Source organism: Neorhizobium sp. LjRoot104, assembly GCF_964253725.1.
Taxonomy (GTDB): Bacteria; Pseudomonadota; Alphaproteobacteria; order Rhizobiales; family Rhizobiaceae; genus Neorhizobium.
This window is the reverse complement of record NZ_CAXURS020000002.1, coordinates 1,957,543-1,976,413: the sequence shown is the minus strand read 5'-3', so window position 1 is coordinate 1,976,413 and position 18,871 is coordinate 1,957,543. Positions and strand designations below refer to the sequence as shown.

At 63.4% G+C, this 18,871-nt stretch carries 14 protein-coding genes; 5 read left to right on the top strand and 9 right to left on the bottom strand.

Annotated features, from left to right (window positions below; translation table 11 throughout):
• Window positions 1-2,548 precede the first annotated feature (2,548 nt).
• Both ACSQ8R_RS31625 and ACSQ8R_RS31620 read right to left on the bottom strand, forming a co-directional pair.
• Entirely contained in the window at window positions 2,549-3,427 is an 879-nt protein-coding gene (locus tag ACSQ8R_RS31625; RefSeq protein ID WP_436257242.1) for an MBL fold metallo-hydrolase, read from the bottom strand.
• Window positions 3,420-4,919, bottom strand: coding sequence for an aminotransferase class V-fold PLP-dependent enzyme (locus tag ACSQ8R_RS31620; protein WP_436257241.1), 1,500 nt, complete (start codon window positions 4,917-4,919; stop codon window positions 3,420-3,422). Before ACSQ8R_RS31620 ends, ACSQ8R_RS31625 begins: the two co-directional genes overlap by 8 nt.
• A 97-nt stretch (window positions 4,920-5,016) precedes the next feature.
• On the opposite strand from ACSQ8R_RS31620, the gene ACSQ8R_RS31615 reads away from it, so the two are divergent.
• The 5 genes from ACSQ8R_RS31615 (at window position 5,017) to ACSQ8R_RS31595 (ending at window position 10,554) form a co-directional block, all read left to right on the top strand.
• Window positions 5,017-5,499, top strand: coding sequence for an Lrp/AsnC family transcriptional regulator (locus tag ACSQ8R_RS31615; protein WP_436257339.1), 483 nt, complete (start codon window positions 5,017-5,019; stop codon window positions 5,497-5,499).
• Window positions 5,500-5,841: 342 nt separating this feature from the next.
• Entirely contained in the window at window positions 5,842-7,362 is a 1,521-nt protein-coding gene (locus ACSQ8R_RS31610; RefSeq protein WP_436257240.1) for an ABC transporter substrate-binding protein, read from the top strand.
• An 11-nt stretch (window positions 7,363-7,373) separates the two neighbouring features.
• Window positions 7,374-8,312 carry an ABC transporter permease gene (locus tag ACSQ8R_RS31605; protein ID WP_436257239.1) on the top strand — a complete coding sequence of 313 codons (939 nt, stop codon included), beginning with the start codon at window positions 7,374-7,376 and terminating at the stop codon, window positions 8,310-8,312.
• On the top strand, window positions 8,309-9,133 hold the full coding sequence (locus tag ACSQ8R_RS31600) for an ABC transporter permease (RefSeq protein WP_436257238.1): 825 nt from the start codon (window positions 8,309-8,311) through the stop codon (window positions 9,131-9,133). The genes ACSQ8R_RS31605 and ACSQ8R_RS31600 overlap by 4 nt, the downstream gene beginning before the upstream one ends.
• A complete protein-coding gene (locus tag ACSQ8R_RS31595) occupies window positions 9,130-10,554 on the top strand; it encodes an ABC transporter ATP-binding protein (protein WP_436257237.1) in 1,425 nt (474 codons plus the stop codon). Before ACSQ8R_RS31600 ends, ACSQ8R_RS31595 begins: the two co-directional genes overlap by 4 nt.
• A 57-nt stretch (window positions 10,555-10,611) precedes the next feature.
• Here the strand turns inward: ACSQ8R_RS31595 and ACSQ8R_RS31590 are convergent, their stop codons facing one another.
• From ACSQ8R_RS31590 to ACSQ8R_RS31560, 7 genes are all read right to left on the bottom strand, one after another.
• A complete protein-coding gene (locus ACSQ8R_RS31590) occupies window positions 10,612-12,168 on the bottom strand; it encodes a flotillin family protein (protein ID WP_436257236.1) in 1,557 nt (518 codons plus the stop codon).
• Window positions 12,169-12,191: 23 nt separating this feature from the next.
• The gene (locus tag ACSQ8R_RS31585) at window positions 12,192-13,670 is read right to left on the bottom strand and encodes an aldehyde dehydrogenase family protein (RefSeq protein WP_436257235.1); all 1,479 of its coding nucleotides are present in this window, start codon (window positions 13,668-13,670) and stop codon (window positions 12,192-12,194) included.
• Window positions 13,671-13,682: 12 nt separating this feature from the next.
• Complete coding sequence (locus ACSQ8R_RS31580; RefSeq protein ID WP_436257234.1) at window positions 13,683-15,059, bottom strand: ATP-binding cassette domain-containing protein; 1,377 nt, start codon at window positions 15,057-15,059, stop codon at window positions 13,683-13,685.
• On the bottom strand, window positions 15,052-15,780 hold the full coding sequence (locus ACSQ8R_RS31575) for an ABC transporter ATP-binding protein (protein WP_436257233.1): 729 nt from the start codon (window positions 15,778-15,780) through the stop codon (window positions 15,052-15,054). The genes ACSQ8R_RS31580 and ACSQ8R_RS31575 overlap by 8 nt, the downstream gene beginning before the upstream one ends.
• Window positions 15,777-16,718: a branched-chain amino acid ABC transporter permease gene (locus ACSQ8R_RS31570; protein ID WP_436257232.1), complete on the bottom strand. Its 942-nt coding sequence runs from the start codon at window positions 16,716-16,718 to the stop codon at window positions 15,777-15,779. The genes ACSQ8R_RS31575 and ACSQ8R_RS31570 overlap by 4 nt, the downstream gene beginning before the upstream one ends.
• Window positions 16,715-17,581, bottom strand: a complete 867-nt coding sequence (locus ACSQ8R_RS31565; protein WP_436257231.1) for a branched-chain amino acid ABC transporter permease — start codon at window positions 17,579-17,581, stop codon at window positions 16,715-16,717. The genes ACSQ8R_RS31570 and ACSQ8R_RS31565 overlap by 4 nt, the downstream gene beginning before the upstream one ends.
• A gap of 65 nt (window positions 17,582-17,646) precedes the next feature.
• Window positions 17,647-18,849, bottom strand: coding sequence for an amino acid ABC transporter substrate-binding protein (locus ACSQ8R_RS31560; protein WP_436257230.1), 1,203 nt, complete (start codon window positions 18,847-18,849; stop codon window positions 17,647-17,649).
• Window positions 18,850-18,871 lie beyond the last annotated feature (22 nt).

Here is an 18,871-nt window from a genome sequence, read left to right as displayed (position 1 = left end):
GTGTTGGTTTCCCGTTTAACTGCGCAATTTTCACAGAAAGCGCTTTAACTGCGCAGTTACATTATGCTCCGATTCGTTACCGATTTACAAACGCTTAACCAAACCGTCGTTTTGGCTTGCTTTACTCGCAAATGCACCCGGTGAGGCGTCTCCTCGTCCGATCTTCCGACGGTGAGGGGGCAGGTGCGTTTGGGGTAATGAGCGGAGTAGTCCGCGGACTACTCCGCTCATGACATTATCGGAAGGAAGGGTATTCAAACCCCGTGAACCAATAAAAGTGGATGGCGCATCGGAGCGTTCAGTCTCCCCTATCGGGGCTCACAAAGACTGGCGCAATGGACGTTTCCGACTGGTTTGCGGGCGGCGATGAAGCACAATCGGGGGCACGGCTACGGCGCTTCGATCGACGCTCGTGATAAACCTTGGCTGGCGCTAAAGGTCGATCTCGCTGAAACGGCTGCGATGGCAAGATACTCGGTCGGACCACTGACAATTGCGAGCCGGAGCTGGGCTGCTGGACGTGCTGGACGGAATACAGCGTGTTTTCGGGCCGCTTGCGTCCCGGCAGCGTCGCTCGCTCCCTGAAGGCGTTTCGAGACTGGGCAACTAGCGGCCGCTGGGATGCCTGTTGGCGGTTTGACTCAGCGGGCCCATTCTGACCCATGCGCCGAATGAGGCGATATGATCTGATCGATTTCGTGTGGCCGGCGACCGCCGCTTCAGCCGAGCAGGCGGGGAGGCGTTCGCCGCGTGGACGGCCGTCGCGTATCGAGCGGCAAGGTTTGGGTCTCGATCCGGCTCGGCGTGGCGTGGGCGACCGCCTTGGCGTCACTTACCATCTGCTTCGACTGCTTTCTAGGACGAGGGGAGGTGGGTGCCTGAGATGGGGCCGTCATCCGCAACCTTACGGCCAGATGCATGCGGGTGACGGACAGCATTTCCGTTCGCACTCGTCACCTGGCTGACACGGCGAGGAGGGGTCCGGGGTCGTTGTCCCGGTCGGCCGGAACGGGCTCGCAACCAAGCGGTCGCTGAGGCAAGACGTCTTTCGATCCGGCTCGGGCCCAATTGCTTGCCAGGCACGGATCGGCTGTTCCCCACGGGTTGTTCGGGGACGTTGGTCCGGATGCAGCCGCGTGGCTGATGAATCTTGGGAGGCGGATCGTATCGGCGCATCCCTGTGCGACCGAGGCGCCTTGAGCAATAAGACCCGAGTCCCGCCGCTGCTGTTGATGCCTCTTCGGCACGCGGCCAAACCTGAGGTACGGCCTGATCGAGAGCCTCTTCATCCGACCTGGTTCACTTCCGCCGCGTCGCTCTTTGCTCCCACAGGATCGCCGAGAGCGCCCTGGCAATGATCCAGTTCGCCTCAATGCGGCTGTGGAGCCGCGCTTGTGACTGGGCCCCGAAGGGGGTCATCCTTGCGATTGGTAGTCCGCGGACAACTGAGAAACTATCCCAGAACCTTGGCTGCGCGCGCTACGGGGGGCGCGGCTTTACGAGGCTCGGATTCAGGGGAACTCTCGATGCCCTGTACGGTAATCCAAATTCCCCTTTGAGGTTCGGGAGGAGGCGATGGCAGCTGATATGGGTGCAGCGGCCTGGGGCTTAGAATGTCCCGTGACAAGCCGCGGTGCGGGCGACGCGGAGACTGCACGCCTTTATCTCTTCAGCGAATGCAGATCCGACATAAGGCCGCGAACAGGCTGCTGGCCGTGTCGAGCCTCGAACGAAACCGTCGCCGCGACAGGTGGCGCGGCGACGTGGATCCAACTGGTCCGTGGGCTGTGACAGCGGCTCGCTGCAGAGCGCTGCCACCCGGTCGAGCCGGTCGCGGGTTTCGCCGTCGGCCCATCGGCGGACGGAGCGGGAGATATTTGGCGATGCAAGGGGCGCCTCCATGAAGCCGTCTCAGCGGTCGAGCCCGGCGATGGCTGAAGCTAGGCGCGCTTGCCCGATGACCATCTTGGATGGGACGAGAGCCGGCGATTCAGGCAGCCTGTTCGATCTCCGAAGTGAGGTCCAGACGCAGCGCTCTGGTCGTCAAAGAACCGAGGGACGGCTTTCGCTCCAGGGATAGCAGCCTCCGCCTGGGCAAGAGACCGCGTCAGTGCTTGTATGGGTGAAGCGCTCGGATGAAACGTCGCCATGTCTTTAAGTCCGCGATCGCCGCGTACGGATCCCCGGGCGCGGCAGAATCTTCCCAGCTGGTATAAACTGCGGCGGAAAGGGGAGGGTGGTTAACTTCGCCTGGGACGATCGAGGTCGGAATTGCCGCAAATGGGAATGGTGTTTGGGTCAGCGATAGATCGACGAATCGAAATTTCATCCGCATATTCCCTTTTCAGGGTGAAATCGGCTCCGAACGCATTGACGGCTGCCGATATGGTCTCCGCCCAGGCGGCGGAACCATCCAAGACCATCATTCTTTTGGTCGACACACCGTGCGGTTTCAGGCGAGTTTTCTCATAAAACCGCACTAGATCCATCTCCCGAGTTGAACGCGCTGCTAACCGTACCTGTGGCAATCAGGCGGATCGTCCTGTGCTCAAGACCAGGCGCAGCCTGGAAACGCGTCCAGGGGCAGCTTGAGGTATCGCATGCCGTTGGCTTCCGGTTGCGGAAGCTGGCCGCCATTGATGTTGATCTGCAGCGCATGCAGGATCAGCTTCGGCATCGGCAGGGTGCGGTCGCGCTTCTCGCGGATGGCGACGAACGCGTCCCTGCCAGGAGACTGCTTGAGATGGATGTTTTCCGCCTTCTGACGGTCCACCGTGCTTTCCCACTGCGGCTGGCGGCCGCCGGGCTGGTAGTCGTGTCCGACGAAAATCCGCGTATCCCCAGGCAGTGCCAGGATGGCCTGAATGCTTGACCACAGAGCACCTGCGCTGCCGCCGGGAAAATCCGCGCGGGCCGTGCCGCTGTCCGGCATGAACAGCGTGTCATGAACGAATGCGGCGTCGCCCGCCACATAGGTGATCGACGCAAGCGTATGGCCGGGCGAATACATGACGCCGACCTCGATGTCGCCGATCGAGAACGTATCTCCATCGGAGAACAGCCGGTCCCACTGGCTGCCATCGGCAGGCAGGTCCGGCCTGTTGTAGATCTGCGCCCAGATTTTCTGGACATCGATCACGTGAGCACCGATCGCGATCGGCGCGCCGGTCTTGCTCTTCAGGTAGGCGGCGGCCGAGAAGTGGTCGGCATGCGGATGAGTGTCGAGGATCCACTCAAGACGCAGGTCGTGCTGGCGGACATGGTCCAGCAGCGCGTCTGCGTTATGGGTCGCCGTCGAACCGGACTTCTCATCGAAGTCGAGAACGGGATCGATAATGGCGCAGGCCCTGGTTTGCGGGTCGCTCACCACGTATTGGATCGAAGAGGTACGCGGATCGAAAAATGCGGCGACGTCAGGTCTATGCATAGCTGGCCTCCGGGAAATCTGCGGCGCGCGGAGAAAAGATCGCCCGTGCGGGATCGAACGTATAGAACTCGGTATAGGAGGCCGCATCCCGCGCCAATTGTGCGACGGATTCAAGGATAAAAAGGACGGTCTCGTCCGAAAGCAGAACGCTCAGATTGAGCCGCGTAAAGCCCGGCTTCTCGATCTCGTTGCCGCTGAGGATCGCCTGCCTGATCCGCTCCGACGTCTCGGGGTCGATCGCCAGCAACCGGTGCACATAGGGGCCGGCGCAGGCGCAGCCTCCGCGGGCCTGAATGCCGAACCGGTCGCTGAGCATGCGGGTGATCAGTTGCTGATGTACGTAGCCACCTTTCCCGTCCCTGATGCGAAACGAGAATATCGGCAGGCGCGCCATTGAGGGGGGACCCAGAAGCTCGATCTGCGGCACGTCCTGCCAGGCGGCGAGCGCCCTTTGCGTGAAGACGTCGTTCAGCAGCCGGATCTTCTCCAGTCCGATCGCATGCTTGACGAGAAAGACAAGTGCCGCACGAATGTCGCCGACGACATTGGGCGTTCCGGCTTCTTCACGGGCTTCCAGGCTGTCGCTATAGTCGTGGCAGGTGGGCGAAACGAACTTGACGGTGCCGCCGCCCGGCCAGGACGGCTTGTCGGTGACGACGGCGTCATGGCGCACGATCAGCACGCCGGAGGCGCCCGGGCCGCCGAGGAACTTGTGCGGCGATACCACGATCGCGTCGATCTCAGCTCCCTGTTCCGGCGTCATCGAAATCGGCATGTAGGGTCCGGCGCCGGCATAGTCCCAGACGATCTTGGCGCCCGCCCGCTTCGCAAGCCTGGTCACGGCTGCAACGTCGGTAGAGATGCCGGTTATGTTCGATGCGGCTGAAAACGAGCAGATTGTCAGGGCGGTGTCGATGCCCCGAAGAGCTTCGCCCAAAAGGGCAAGGTCCGGGCCTCCGCCGCTGCCTTCGGCGATTTCGACAATCTCCGCGCCGCTCTCGCGCCAGGGCAGGATGTTCGAATGGTGTTCGTAGGGTCCGACGATCACGCGGACCCGCCGGCCGGAAGCGACCGCATCCGTGACGCCCAGCAGGTTGACGAGCCGATTGAGGCCCGCAGTGGCGCCGGATCCCGCAAAAATGGCGGCATGGCGACTATCCGCTCCGCAGCATTCCTTGATCACCGACCGCGCTTCACGCCGCAGGCGGGTCATCATTCCCCCGCAATAGGAGGCCTCCGTATGGCTGTTGGCGTAATAGGGCAGGACCTCATCGAGAACAAACTGCTCGACCTGCCTGAGCGCGCGTCCCGAGGCGACGTAGTCGGCATAGACGAGATCCTTCAAGCCGAACGGCCCGGCGACCTTCGCGCGTGAACCGATCAATCCGTCTTTCAATGCGGCGATCGGATCGGCGACTTCGAGGCTGCTTTTGAACTTGCCGAGAACGGTGACGAGTTCCTTGGATGGATTGAGATCGGCCTGTTCACGCATCGTCAGTCTCCATAGGGTGATTGACAGCGATTCTAATCTCGATCACCGTCTGAAAACTTCACCTATTTTTCAGAGAACGAGCGAAAACGCGGGTCACATGATCGACAAATCTGTAAATTTTGATCATATCGATCTAAAAATCCTGACCTGCCTCCAGCGCGACGCCGCACTCTCGCAACGGGATCTGGCCGAACAGGTCGGGCTTTCGCAAAATGCCTGCTGGCGTCGGCTGCAGCGGCTCCAGTCAAGCGGCGTGGTGGGAGCTTCACACGCCGAGGTCGATCTCGAGATGCTGGGCTTCGATCTGACGGTGATCGTGATGATCCGAACCCGTCACCATTCCAAGGAATGGTCCGAGGATTTCCGCAAGCACGTCGACCGGCTGCCGGAAGTCATCGACTTCTATCGGATTGGCGGAGACTGGGATTATCTGATCAAGGTCGTCACACGCGGGATCTCCGGCTACGACGCCTTCTACCAAAAGCTCATCACCAATTTCGACCTGGCGACCGTGACCGGATTTTTCGCCATGGAGGCGATCATTCGCAATCGGGCCGTGGACCTAAGCCGCCTGAGGTGAAGGCGCCTCCAGCGGCGAGGCCCGCGCGGCCTGCTGCTGCAGGCGGACCCATCGTGCAGATGTTATTATGTCACATTTGCAATTGACGAATGTAATAACATTACGTATGCAGCCGCGGACAGTCCCGAGGATGCGATGAGCAACGTCACCCGGAATTCGAGAATCGTAAGCTTGGCTATCAAGGTCAGGCCGCGTGAGCGGCGAGCGTGATCATCGATGCCGGGGCCTCAGGTCAATCGACAACAAAGCATCGCGGACGCTACGGAGGACATAGCCCGCACGCTCTCCGCTGAAGCACAACCCATGACTTCTGTCACAACATCCAATCGAACGGAGAACGCAATGCGCATTGCGAACGCGCTTTTATTCACGCTGATGCTCGGTGCCTCGATGCCGGCGGCGCATGCCCAGGCCGACACCCTGAAGGTTGCCGGTCCCTGGGAGATCACCGGTATTGAACCGGCCCAGACAGGATATATGTTCAGCCGTCTTCAGGTGGCCGAGACGCTCGTGACGACTGACAAAAAGGGTGCGCTTTCTCCTGCTCTTGCGGAAAAGTGGACGGTTACGGATGATGGCCTGACCTGGCGCTTCACCATCCGCGGCGACGCCGGATTTCACGATGGATCCTCGGTAACCGCCGAAGCCGCCGCGGCCAGCCTTCGGCGAGCGCTGTCGGGCGTCGGTGTTCTTTCGCAGGCGCCGATCGCCGACATTGCAAGTGAAGGGCGCGACATCCGAATTCGCCTGACGAAGCCATTCTCCGCGCTGCCGGCCTATCTCGTTCACTTCAGCACCATCATTCTGGCGCCATCCTCCTTCGACACTGCCGGCAAGATCACCCGGATCGTCGGTTCCGGGCCCTATAAAGTGAAGGCACTGACGCCGCCGGCGCGGCTCGAACTTGAAGGCTCGAACAGCTGGTGGGGCGGTCGGCCCGGAATTGATGAGGTCAACTATCTGGCCGTGGGGCAGGGGGAGACCCGCGCCCTGATGGCCGAAAGCGGGGAGGCGGACCTGGTCTTTTCCATGTTGCCTGTTTCGGTCGACCGCTTGAAGGCAAATCCGAAGCTCGACGTCCGGATTGCCACCATCCCCCGCACCCGCATCCTCAAAGTCAATGCAGCGTCGCCCTTCTTCGACCAGGTGGAAGAGCGGCAGGCAATCAGTGCCGCGATCGACCGCGTCGGCATCGCCAAGGTCATCCTGCGTAACGCTGATCTTGCCGCAACCCAGCTCTTTCCACCGGCCATGAAAGGTTGGAATTCTGCCGATGTTCGACCGCTTGAGAGAAATGTCGAGAAGGCAAGGACGCTGCTCAAGACAGCAGGTTGGATACCTGGCCGTGACGGCATCCTGGAGAAGGATGGAAAACGCTTCAGCGTAACTCTGCTCACCTATGCGAGTTGGCCGGAACTGTCGCCGATCGCGACTGCCTTGCAGGCCCAGCTTCGGCAGATCGGCATCGACGTGAAGGTCTCCGTTGGCAACAGCTCGGAAATCCCGGCGCGTCATCAGGATGGCACGCTGGAAATGGGACTGGTGTCACGGCTCTACTCGATCGTGCCTGATCCGATCGGTACGCTGCTCCAGGACTATGGTCCGGGCGGCAGCGACTGGGGCTCGATGGGTTGGGACAACAAAGAGATCCAGGGCATCGTGGGGCAACTTGCCGCGACAAGTGATGCCAGCGCCCGCATGCCGCTCCAGGCCCGTGCCGTTGAAATCCTTCAGGAGGAACTGCCGAGCGTTCCGGTCACCTGGTCGGAGCTTGCCATCGTCTCCAGCAAGCGGATTGTCGGCGTCGAGGTCGATCCCCTTGAAGTCAACTACCGCCTCTCCGCCATCCGCTGGGCAAAATGATGGAAGGCGCCATGAAGAACTTCCTTCTTTCGCGCCTGTTGCAGGCCGGCATTGTCGCCATCGTGGTCGGAGCGGTGTGCTTCGCCTTGATGCGCGCGCTGCCCGGTGATGCGGCCATGCGTATTGCGGCCGGCCGTTACGGTCCCGATGCCCGCATCGCCGATGCGGCGGAAAAGGTCAGGCTCGAACTCGGGCTCGACCGTCCGATTGCGACGCAGTTCCTGGAGTGGATCGGCAGCCTGCTGCGGTTCGATCTTGGCCATTCGCTCGTCACGGGCCGAGCGGTTGCCCATGAACTGCAGGTGCAGCTAGGCGCTTCCGTCTGGTTGGCTGCGGCAGCGTTGCTTATCTCGCTCCTGATCGGCCCGCTCGCCGGGCTCTTCGCCGGCCTGAAACCCGGTGGTGCCGCCGACCGGTTCGGGCTTGCCGGGGCCGTCGTCTTCCGCGCCATCCCTCCTTTCGTGCTCGGCCTGATCCTGATGCTGATCTTTTCCCGGAAGCTTGGCTGGTTGCCGCCGGCAGGCTTCGGTTCGCCGCGCGAGATATTGCTCCCGGCGCTGACCCTGGCGCTCGGGCTTGCAGCCATGTCGAGCCGCGTTACCCGCAATGCGATTGCGGCTGTTGCACGGGCGCCCTACTTCGCCTTCGCCCGCTACAAGGGGCTTCCGGAGGCGGTGGTGGTCAGGCGTCACGGGCTTCGCAACGCTGCCATCCCCGTCGTCTCCTACCTTGGCCTGCAGGCGATCTATCTGGTCGAGGGCGTCGTGGTGGTGGAATCGCTGTTTGCCTATCCCGGTATTGGTCACGCGCTGGTGCATGCCATAGTCGAGCGGGACGTCCCGATGGTCCAGGGAACGGCACTGGTGATGGGACTGATGTTCGTTGCCATAAACGCGACCGTCGATCTTCTCACCTTGTGGCTCGACCCGCGGATGAGGAGGACGGCATGAGCACGATCGATCATATCTCCCATCCGCAACCGAAATCAGGCATCGGAGCAGCACGTTTGACCGGCGCCGGACTTCTGGTTCTGCTCGGCGGTTTTGCGATAATCGGACCAGTGGTCATACCGATGGATCCGTCGGCCCAGGATTTCGGCGCAAGCCTCGCCCCGGTCGGCGGCGACTATCTGCTCGGCACCGACCATTACGGACGCAGCATGCTCGCGCGACTAGCTCATGGCGCACGCCTCTCATTCGGCATGGCCTTCCTCACCACGCTGGCGGCAGCCATGCCCGGCGTCCTGCTGGGCCTGCTCGCAGCCTGGAGAGGCGGCTGGGCGGAGAAGGGGCTGGAGCTGATGGCGACTGTCGTTTTGGCGCTGCCCGGTCTCATGCTCGTCCTGCTTCTGCTCGCCTTCTCACCCGGTGACTACGGCCCGCTCTTCCTCGGCCTGGCGCTGACCCTGTGGGTGGAGTTCTACCGGGTGACGAGGGCGACGACGAAGACGGTGCTGTCCCAGCCGCATATAGAAGCGGCACGGATGCTGGGCTTCGGCTCGCGCTATATCCTCACGCACTATGTCCTGCCGGTCATCGGACCGATGATCGCGACACTCGCGGCCTTCGCCATGGCAACGGCGATCATCGCTGTATCGACGCTGAGCGCGATCAGCGTCGGCCTTCAGCCTCCCACGCCCGAGCTCGGCAGCATGATCGTTGAACTCCTGCCCTATTTTGCCGAGGCGCCGGTGCAGGTCCTGCTTCCCGCGGGACTGATCTTCCTGCTCGTCCTTGGCCTGCAGCTCCTGGCTCAGGGAGAGCGCGCATGAATATTCAGGCAATGAACGATCTCCTGGTCACCGACCTTTCGATCCACACGGCGAACGGGCCTATCGTCTCCAACGTCTCACTGTCGTTGGTCAGGGAACATCCCCTGACGCTTCTCGGGGAAAGCGGATCGGGAAAATCCCTGGTAGCCCAGGCGATCATGGGCAATCTGCCCCCGGGGCTGCATGCGACAGGACGCGTTTTGTTCAAAGGGTCGGATCTTCTCGCTGAGACAACCTTCGAGCGTCGTTCCCGCTGGGGCCGCAGCATCGGCCTCCTGCCGCAGGAGCCCTGGCTGGCGCTTGATCCGACGATGCGGGTTTTGCCTCAGGTGGCGGAAATCCATCGCTACGTAAAGGGCGAGGATGCTGCCGCAAGTGCGGCCGGGGCAAAGGAAAATCTGCTGGAGGTCTCCCTGTCGTCTGCGGAGGCGCTTTACCCCTTCCAGATTTCCGGCGGCATGGGCCAGCGGGCAGCCATTGCCATGGCTCATGCGGCCGGCGCCGAACTGCTGATCGCCGACGAGCCGACCAAAGGCCTGGACTCGATGCTCAGGGGCCAGGTGACGGCCCGTTTGCGCAAGGAAGTGGAGAGTGGACGTCTTCTCCTCACGATCACCCACGATGTCGCTGTTGCCCGGGCACTCGGCGGAACCATCGGCATCATGCTGAACGGTCGGCTCGTTGAGTCCGGCCCTGCCGAAGCAGTCCTCAAGGCGCCCCAGCATCGCTACACCAAGGCGTTGCTTTGGTCGGAACCATCACAGTGGGAGCGACAGGCACCGGCGGCATCGGGCGAGACGGTTATCGCCGGGCGCGGCCTGAAAAAAAGCTACGGCAGCAAGACGCTGTTTTCCGGGCTTGATATCGAAATTGGCTCCGGTGAGATCGTCTCGATCGTCGGCCCCAGCGGATGCGGCAAGACGACGATCGGCAACATCCTTCTTGGCCTGAGCCCGCCTGACGCGGGCTTGGTCGAACGACACGCGAGCCTCTCACCTCTGCGTTTCCAGAAGCTCTACCAGGACCCGCCTGCCGCCTTCGCGCCGCATCAGACGATCCGCAAAGGGGTAAGAGATCTGGTTCGCCTGCATGGCGAGACCTGGGCAAAGGTGGAGGAATTGCTGGCTCGGTTGCGGCTGTCGGAGAGCCTGCTCGGTCGCCGGCCGGGAGAGATTTCGGGCGGAGAACTGCAGCGGTTTGCGCTGCTGCGTGCCCTCCTGCTCGATCCTGCCTTCCTCTTCGCGGACGAGGCGACCTCTCGCCTCGACCCGGTCAGCCAAAAGGAGGTCATCACGTTCCTGCAGGAGATCGCCGCCGAGACGGGCCTCGCCATCCTGTTGGTCACTCACGATCGGGATATTGCCGAGACAATATCCACGCGGGTCATCGATCTGGGAAACCGTGATGAAAAAGCGATGTGAGAACCGCGGCTCCGGTGCCGCCGGATATCTCCTCGGGCACGATCATCGAACGGTCTATCAGCTCTTGCGCGGTTCCTCGGGAACAAGGCTTTCCAGGTTCAGGCCAAGCGCATCGCCGAGCCTTTTCATGGTGGGCAGGGTGACGGCCATGTCGAGGATCGAGCCGACGGTCTGGTCGATGGGTGAGGGCATGCGTTCGCCGGCCTCACCCGAGCGGCCGAGGCCGGTGATGTGGTTGATCGAGATGCCCTTGATCTTCTCGGCCGGCTTGACCATCTCGCCGATGATGGCGGGCATGGCGGCGAGCCGTGCCTTTTCCATCTCCATGGCCGCCAGTTCCGGCGAGCGGCCGTTTTCCGCCTCGATCCGGGCGGCCTCGCCGTCGGCCTCGGCCTTCTTCTGGATGCGCAGCGTGTCGGCCTCCTCCCGGCGGATCAGGCCGCGGGTCTTGGCGGCGATCTGGTCGCTCTCAGAGATGATGCGCACGCGTGTGGCCTGCGCTTCTGCATCCTGTTCGGCCGCCAGCAGCGCCAGCCGCTTGCGGCGCTCGGCCTCCGCCACCTGCCGCACCGTCTCGAGATTTTCCTCCGCCGTGATCACGGCGGCGCGCGCGCCCGCTGCCTCCGCCTTGGCACGGCTTTCCTCCTGGCTCTTTGCAGAAATCAGGATGGAGCGATCCTGCTCGGCGATTTCAAGCGCCCGCGCCTGATGGATCTCGGCCTCGCGGACGACCTGTTCGCGGGCGATAGAGGCGGACTGGATGGAGCGTTCCATGCCGATGCGGGCTTCGGCGGCCGCGGTCTCGGCCTCTGCCTTGCGGCGGGCCACTTCCGTCAGTTGTTGAGCCAGCAGCAGTTCGATCTCCTGGGTCTGCTGGATCTCGGCCCGACGCTGTTCCAGCTCGATTTCCAGCTTGCGGCGGTTGGATTCCACTTCGGCGCGGCGCACGCTGACCTGGCTCTCGCCCTCGATCTCCGCCCGCTCCTTCTTCGATTTGGCAATGACCTCGGCAAGCTTGCGCATGCCGACGGCATTAAAGGCGTTGTTTTCGTCCAGAGCCGAGAACGGTGTCTGGTCGAACGAAGTCAGCGAGACGCTGTCCAGCTGCAGGCCGTATCTGGAAAGCGTGCCGGAGAGGGCTTCGTGCACCTGCCGCACGAACTCTCCGCGGTTTTCATGGAGTTCGTCCATTGTCATCCGGGCTGCGACGGCGCGCAGCGCATCCACCATCATGCCGTCGATGAGGGATCTGAGTTGATCGGCCTGGAAGGTGCGCCTCCCCAGCGTCTGCGAGGCCCGCACAACCGCTGTTTTTTCCGGAACGACAGAGGTGTAGAACTCGGCGCCGACATCGATGCGCATGCGGTCCTTGGTGATCAGGGCGCTGTCGCCGGTCCGCGACACATCCATGCGGATGGTCTGCATGTTGACGCGTCCGACCTCGTGAAAATAGGGGATCGCCAGCGTGCCGCCGTCGATCACCACCTTGCGGCCGCCGATGCCGGTCCGCACGAGGCTCACCTCATTGGTGGCCCGCTGGTAGAATAGGGCGGCCAGCACGATCAGGATGGCCGCAAGAATGAGTAGGACGATGATCCAGCCCAGAGCGCTCATGGTTTTGTCCTTTCGGTGCCGGGTCAGAATTGCGGTGGGAAATGGCGGCCGCCGCGATCGAGCGTGATCCAGCGCAGCTCGGTGAAGGCGTCGAGCGACCAGCGTCCGCCATATCGCCCGACGCCGCTGGCCTTGGTGCCGCCGAAGGGCACATGCGGTTCGTCGTTGATGTTCTGGCAGTTGATATGGCAGATGCCGGTTTCCAGCCGCTCGGCCAGCCGCAGGGCCCGTGCCTCGTCCTTCGACCAGACCGCGGCCGTCAGACCGTATTCCGTATCGTTGTTGAGCGCGGCCGCCTCGCCGTCGTCGCGGAACGGGCTGACCACGACCACCGGCCCGAAGGTCTCGTCATGCCATATGTTCATGGAACTGTTGACCTTCGTCAGCACTGTCGGCTCGACGAAATTCTCCCAGGCCCGGCCACCGAGTTCCACCTTGGCGCCCTTGGCCACGGCGTCGTCGATCAGTGCCTTGACGCGGAGCGCCTGGCGGGTGTTGACCAGCGGGCCGATGACATTGGAGGGGTCGTTGGTATGGCCGGTCTTGAGCTTGCGGGCGCGCGCCAGGAAGCGTTCCATGAAGGGCTCGTAGATCTTCTCGTGCACCAGTAGCTTTTCGGTCGACATGCAGACCTGGCCCTGGTGCATGAAGCTGCCGAAATTGGCGGCCCGCGCGGCGGCGTCCAGATCGGCATCCTCGAGCAGGATCATCGAATCCTTGCCGCCGAGCTCGACGCAGACCTTCTTGAGATAGGCGCCGCATTTGGCGGCGATCTGGCGGCCGACGGCGGTGGAGCCGGTGAAGCTGATCGCCTTGACCTTGGAATTGCCGATCATCTCGTCGCCCACCGCGCCGACGCTGTCGCGCGAGCAGGTGACGACATTGAAGACGCCGGCCGGTATGCCGGCCTCCTCCAGGACCTCGGCGAAGTAGAGGCCGCCCGAGTAGGGCGTGTCTTCCGAGGGCTTCAGCACGATCGTGTTGCCGACGGCAAGGGCTGCGGCAAAGCCGCGCGAGGTCAGGATGCCCGGCATGTTCCAGGGGCTGATGACGCCGACGACGCCGAGCGGAAAGCGTGTGGCCATCATGAACTTGTGGTGTTCGGATGGCAGCACGTCGCCGATCGACTGGTAGCAGAGAGCCGCCGCAGAACGGAACACTTCCGCCACATAGCCTGCCTCGAACATGCCTTTGCCCTTCCAGCCGCCGCCCTCGGCCATGGCCGCGGCACAGAAGTCCGCCTTGCGGCGATCCCAGACGTCGGCGATCTTCAGGAGCAGGTGGGCGCGTTCGTGAAAGGCGCGGCCCGCCCAGTCGCCGAAGGCCGCCTGGGCGGCATCGATCGCCCGGCGCATGTCGGCAGCGGAGCCGTCCGGAACACGCGCATAGACGGAGTTGTCGGAGGGGTTGAGGTCCTCGAAGGTGCGGGCGGCTGGCACCCATTGCCCGCCGATGAACATGCCCCTGACGGAGGGCGTGGGGGATGTGACGACATCAAGCATAATGCAATCTCCTCAGTTGCGGTTGGGATCATGGCGCCATGCCCGAGCGCGGGCAGCGGCTTCCTCGATCTCTTTCAGGACGGATTTCAGTCGATCCTGGCTGTTGCCCATCTCAAGGGACGGCGAGGCCGGGTAGGGTGGCGGGTTGCTGGTGTGGCCGGGCGACGGGCCTGATGGCGCGCTGCTGCCATGTTCGGCGCGGCTTGCGCAGCTGGCTTCCGCGATGATGTCGTTGAGCGACAGGCCGCCCAAAAGCGCATCCGCGGAGCCGCGCATGGCGGGGGCAGGAGCGACCGGACGAGTGGGCGAAGCATACCCCGCTGACGCGGACGATCCCTCATCCTCCTGCCGGGACCTTCTCCCCGCGGGCGGGAAGGAGGGAGCTGCTGCAATGTCTGCGATCCCCTTCGCCCCGGTTGCGGGGAAAGGGTCGCCGAGCGCCGCGGAGGCGCGGTGACGGGCGGCGGCCTCCCCGCGCACGGCAGCGGCGGGCAGGGCAGCGGCGGGCAGGGCAGCGGCGGGCAGGGCAGCGGCGGGCAGGGCAGCGAGGGCAGCGGCGGCGATATCGGCCGGTGACGCGCCCATGGTCCGCGGCGGGGCATTGTTGGGAGCCGGGAAGAGGGGTGGTGTGGACGTGGGCGCGGCCGGCGTCGCGGGCCGAGTGCCAGATGCCGAAGCCTTGCCGCCGCCCAGATAGGCGGCCTGCACCGCCGGATCGTTGCGCAGGTCCTGCGCCCTGCCCTCATGGATGATATGGCCATTCTCCAGCAGATAGCCCCGGTCGGCGATGGCCAGGCTCTGCTTGGCGTTCTGCTCCACGAGGAGGATGCCGATGCCCGTGTCGCGCACCACCTTCAACGCCTGGAACAGTTCCTTGCAAAGCAGGGGAGAAAGACCGAGCGAGGGCTCGTCCAGTGTCAGCAGCGCGGGATTTGACATCATCGCGCGGCCGATCGCCACCATCTGCTGCTCGCCGCCGGACATGGTCCGCACGATCTGCTTGCTGCGCTCTTGCAATTTGGGAAAGAGGCGCAGCACGCGGTCCAGGTTGCCGGCCTCTTCGTCGCGGGCGCGGGGTGCATGGGCGCCCAGCCGCAGGTTTTCGGCAACCGACAGGTCGGCGAAGACACCTCGACCTTCGGGCACGAGAGCGATGCCTTCATCGACGATCTTGTTGGCGGCAAGCCCGAGTATATCGCGACCCTGCATGGTGATCGCGCCGGCCGCGCGTCCCTCGCAGATGCCGGAGACGGCCTTGAGCAGAGTGGATTTGCCGGCGCCATTGGCGCCCAGGATGACCACGATCTCGCCGCGGCCGACCTTCAGCGATGCGCCTTCCAGCGCGCGGTGCTGGCCATAGGAGACAGACAGTCCCTTCACCTCAAGCATCGTCGTCCCCCAGATAGGCGCGGATCACGGCGGCGTCGGACAATACCTCGGCGGGTGTTCCCTCGGCGATCTTGGTGCCGGCGGCCATGACGACGCAGCGGTCGCAGAGCGAGCGGATCGCATCCATCACATGCTCGACTAGGATCACCGTCCGGCCCTCGTCGCGCAGGCTGCGGATCAGGCGGATTCCCTCTTCCAGTTCGGTCGGGTTGAGACCGGCAAGCCATTCGTCCAGCAGCACCACGCGCGGCTCTCCGGCAAGCACGCGGGCCAGTTCGACGCGCTTGGTATCGATATATGTCAGCTGCCCCACCGTCATATGGCCACGGCCGGCCAGGCCGACCTTTTCCAGCATCGCTTCCGCGACCGCATCGGCCTCGTGTCCCCAATGGCGGCGGTGGCCGAAGACCGCACCGGCCTTGACGTTTTGCAGCACGGTCATGGACGGCAGCAGACGCACGAGCTGGAAGGTGCGAGCCACGCCGCGCCGCGCGATATCCTGCGCGGCCAGATGCGTGATTGGTTGTCCCCGCAGGCTGATTGCCCCCGAGGTGACGGGAAAGGCGCCCGAAATCAGGTTCAGCGTGGTCGATTTTCCCGAACCGTTCGGCCCGATCAGGCCCAGCACCTGATGTTCGGTCACGTCGAAATCCATGCGGTTGACGGCCACCAGGCCGCCGAAGCGCTTGGTCACGCCGCGAAGGGATAGAAGCGCTGTCATACATAGCCCTCCGCCGATCGCATTCTCCTGCCGGCCATATCGATCAGGCCGACGAAGCCCTTGGGCAGCAGGTAGACGATGACCAGGAAGCAGACGCCGAGAAGCAGGGTGGTCTGGTTGGGGAAGGAGACCGAGATTGCCTCCCACAGGAAGGTGAAAGGGATGACACCGACGAGCGGTCCCCACAGCCGGCCGGTGCCGCCCAGCAGCGCCATGATCACCACCTGGAAGGACAGCATCGGCGAGAAGGCAAGTGACGGCTCGATATAGACATAGCGCGGGGCAAGCATGGCGCCGGTGATGGCGGCCACCGCGCCCGGGACCATGAACAGCAGGATCTTGGCCCGCGCGGTATCGATGCCGGAATGACGGGCGACGGCCTCGTCGTCGCCGATGATCCGCAGGGCGAAGCCCAATCGAGAGCGACCGATCAGCCAGCCCAGCAGCCAGACCAGCGCGGCAAGCCCCAGCAGCTGCCAGTAGATATGCATCTCGCCGATGGAGGTCAGCACGTAGATGCCCTTGGTGCCGGAAATATTCTGGCTCCAGGTGATGATCTGGCGCACGAACTCGGCGAGCCCCAGCGTGAAGATCACGAAGTAGACACCCGACAGGCGCAGCGTCGCCAGGCCGACCAGGGCGGCCATGACGGCACCGCTGACGCCGGCAATCGGCAGCAGTGTCCAGTAGGGCAGATACTGGATGCCGATGCCCGTCACATAGGTGCCGACGCCGAAAAATGCCGCACTCGCGAGAGAAATGTAATGGGTCGGCCCGGAAAACAGCGCCCAGCTGGTGGCCAGCACCGTGTACATGGCGATGGTGACACCGATGCTGAGGCCATAGGCGCCGGCCGTCCAGGGCAGGCAGGCCGCTATGGCGAGCGCTATGGCGCACAGTGCCAGATTGCCCCAGTCGCGGGAGGAAAGAGCGCTCATGTGGTCGGCCTCCCGAACAGGCCCTGGGGGCGAAACAGCAGGATGATGACGAACAGCAAGTAGGCGGCTGCCAATGTCAGGCCTGGATCGATCAGGCGTGCCACGAAGGTTTCCAGCAGACCCAGCAGCAGGGCTGCGACGATCGTGCCGCGCACGTCGCCCACACCGCCCATGATGACGATCACCAGCGCTTTCAGCGTGAAGGTCACGCCGGTCGAGGCATCAAGCGTCAGGAAGGTCGAGATCAGCGCGCCGCCGGTGGCCGTGACCGCACCGCCCAGCGCAAAGGCCAGCGCTGCCGTGCGCCTGACGTCGATGCCGACGAGCCGCGCGCTTTCCGGGGCAACCGAGATGGCGCGGATCGTCATGCCGGCCCGGCTGCGGTTGAGCCACAGCCACAGAAGGCCGCAGATGACGACAGCGGCCAAAAACGCCGCGACGCGATTGGCGCCGTAGGTATCGCCCAGGATATGGACAGGCGTCGAAAGATAGGAATAGCTGAAATAATCGCCGCCGAAAAAGGCCAGCATCAGACCGACTGCCACGAAGGACAGGCCGAAGGTCGTGAGGATGGAATCGACCTCCAGCTGGCCGCGCGATCTGGCGCGCTTTACCAGCGGACGCAGGAAAATCAGATAGATCAGCCAGTTCAGCAGAAACGCGACCGGTGCCACGACGAACACGGTCAGCAGCGGGCTGATCTGGCTTCCGGTCCAGAACCAGAAGGCGACGAACCCTCCGGCCACCAGCATTTCGCCGTTGGCGAGGTTCATGATCCGGGCCATGCCGTATTGCAGGTTCAGGCCCATCGCGATCAGCGCATAGGTTCCGCCCAGCAGTAGCCCCGTTATGAGTATATCCATGCCACTCCCCGGCTTGAAAATGCCCCGGGATCCGGTTCCGGACCCCGGGGGATGCCTGTTGCTTCCTACTTCCAGGCGGCCTTTTTCTTTACATCGACAGCGCCGTCGCGACCGGTCGAGGCCACGCCCTTGAACACGCCGCCCTGCCACTGGCCGACCGTCCAGAACGAGGGGTTGTTGTTGTGTCCGTCGAACTTGAGCGGGCCGATCACGGTATCGAAGCTGGTGGCCTTGATGTGCTTGATGATGGCGGCATTGTCGAAGGAGCCGACAGCCTCGATCGACTTCTCCAGGACCTGGAAAGACGAATAGACCATGGCGCTCGCCCAATAGTCCGGCTTGGCGCCCGTGACCTCTTCGTGGCGTTTGGCATAGGCCTTGAAGGCCTCTCCGTCGGCATTGACGCCGCCGATGCCGAGCACGCCTTCGACAGACTTGCCGAACCGGCCCGCATAGGCCGGGAATGCCGTGGCGACGGCAGTGAAGAATGCACCGACCTTGAGATCTTCGACGATTGCCTGTTCGGTCAGGGCGAAGGTGTCTGGCGGATAGGACCACGCGATGAAGGCATCCGGAGCGGCGGCCTTGGCGGCCTTCATGACCGGCGAGAGGTCCTGGGTGCCGAGCGGATAGGACGTCTCGTAAACCAGGTCGAAACCGGCCTTCTTGAAGGCGGGCTTGGCCTCGTTCATCAGTTCGATGCCGAAGGCATCCGCGACGTTCACCATGGCGAGCTTCTTGCCGATATCGCCCCGGTCGCGCAGCTTGACCATCGTGTCCACCACACCCTGCACCACCGGCTTGGCGCCGCCGAGCGTGATGAAGACGTTGGGGAACTGAGCGGAAAGGGCATCGGCCTTGTCGGTGGTTGCCGTCGAGGTGATCATCGGCAGGCCATAGCGGGCATAGATCGGTGCGGCGGCCAGGTTGAGGCCGGTCGAATAGGGCGGCAGCACGATCTTTGCCTTGTCCTGGTCGACGAGACGCTGCACCGCCTTGATGGTTTCGCCCGGATTGGTCTGGTCGTCGTATTCGATGGCTTCGAGCTTATAGGTCTTGCCACCGACCTTCAGGCCCCCGCGAGCGTTCACGTCGCTGATCCAAAGCTTGACGTTCGGCCAGTAGCTGACCGCCGCCCCGCCGGCCAGAGGCCCGGTTTTGGGCGCGACGGCGCCGACCTTCAGAACCTCCTGCGCCATGGCCGGAGTTCCGGCAACGCCGGCTGCAAGCGCCAAGGCGGCCAGCCGGGTAAATGTCCTGCGTTTCATTCTCTTCTCCTCCCGTTGTTGC

Coding starts and splice junctions, on each gene's coding strand:
- ACSQ8R_RS31600 (WP_436257238.1), top strand. CDS start 8,309: ATGAGCACGATCGATCATATCTCCCATCCGCAACCGAAATCAGGCATC.
- ACSQ8R_RS31615 (WP_436257339.1), top strand. CDS start 5,017: ATGATCGACAAATCTGTAAATTTTGATCATATCGATCTAAAAATCCTG.
- ACSQ8R_RS31580 (WP_436257234.1), bottom strand. CDS start 15,059: ATGCTTGAGGTGAAGGGACTGTCTGTCTCCTATGGCCAGCACCGCGCG.
- ACSQ8R_RS31595 (WP_436257237.1), top strand. CDS start 9,130: ATGAATATTCAGGCAATGAACGATCTCCTGGTCACCGACCTTTCGATC.
- ACSQ8R_RS31585 (WP_436257235.1), bottom strand. CDS start 13,670: ATGCTTGATGTCGTCACATCCCCCACGCCCTCCGTCAGGGGCATGTTC.
- ACSQ8R_RS31620 (WP_436257241.1), bottom strand. CDS start 4,919: ATGCGTGAACAGGCCGATCTCAATCCATCCAAGGAACTCGTCACCGTT.
- ACSQ8R_RS31570 (WP_436257232.1), bottom strand. CDS start 16,718: ATGAGCGCTCTTTCCTCCCGCGACTGGGGCAATCTGGCACTGTGCGCC.
- ACSQ8R_RS31590 (WP_436257236.1), bottom strand. CDS start 12,168: ATGAGCGCTCTGGGCTGGATCATCGTCCTACTCATTCTTGCGGCCATC.
- ACSQ8R_RS31575 (WP_436257233.1), bottom strand. CDS start 15,780: ATGACAGCGCTTCTATCCCTTCGCGGCGTGACCAAGCGCTTCGGCGGC.
- ACSQ8R_RS31605 (WP_436257239.1), top strand. CDS start 7,374: ATGAAGAACTTCCTTCTTTCGCGCCTGTTGCAGGCCGGCATTGTCGCC.
- ACSQ8R_RS31610 (WP_436257240.1), top strand. CDS start 5,842: ATGCGCATTGCGAACGCGCTTTTATTCACGCTGATGCTCGGTGCCTCG.
- ACSQ8R_RS31565 (WP_436257231.1), bottom strand. CDS start 17,581: ATGGATATACTCATAACGGGGCTACTGCTGGGCGGAACCTATGCGCTG.
- ACSQ8R_RS31560 (WP_436257230.1), bottom strand. CDS start 18,849: ATGAAACGCAGGACATTTACCCGGCTGGCCGCCTTGGCGCTTGCAGCC.
- ACSQ8R_RS31625 (WP_436257242.1), bottom strand. CDS start 3,427: ATGCATAGACCTGACGTCGCCGCATTTTTCGATCCGCGTACCTCTTCG.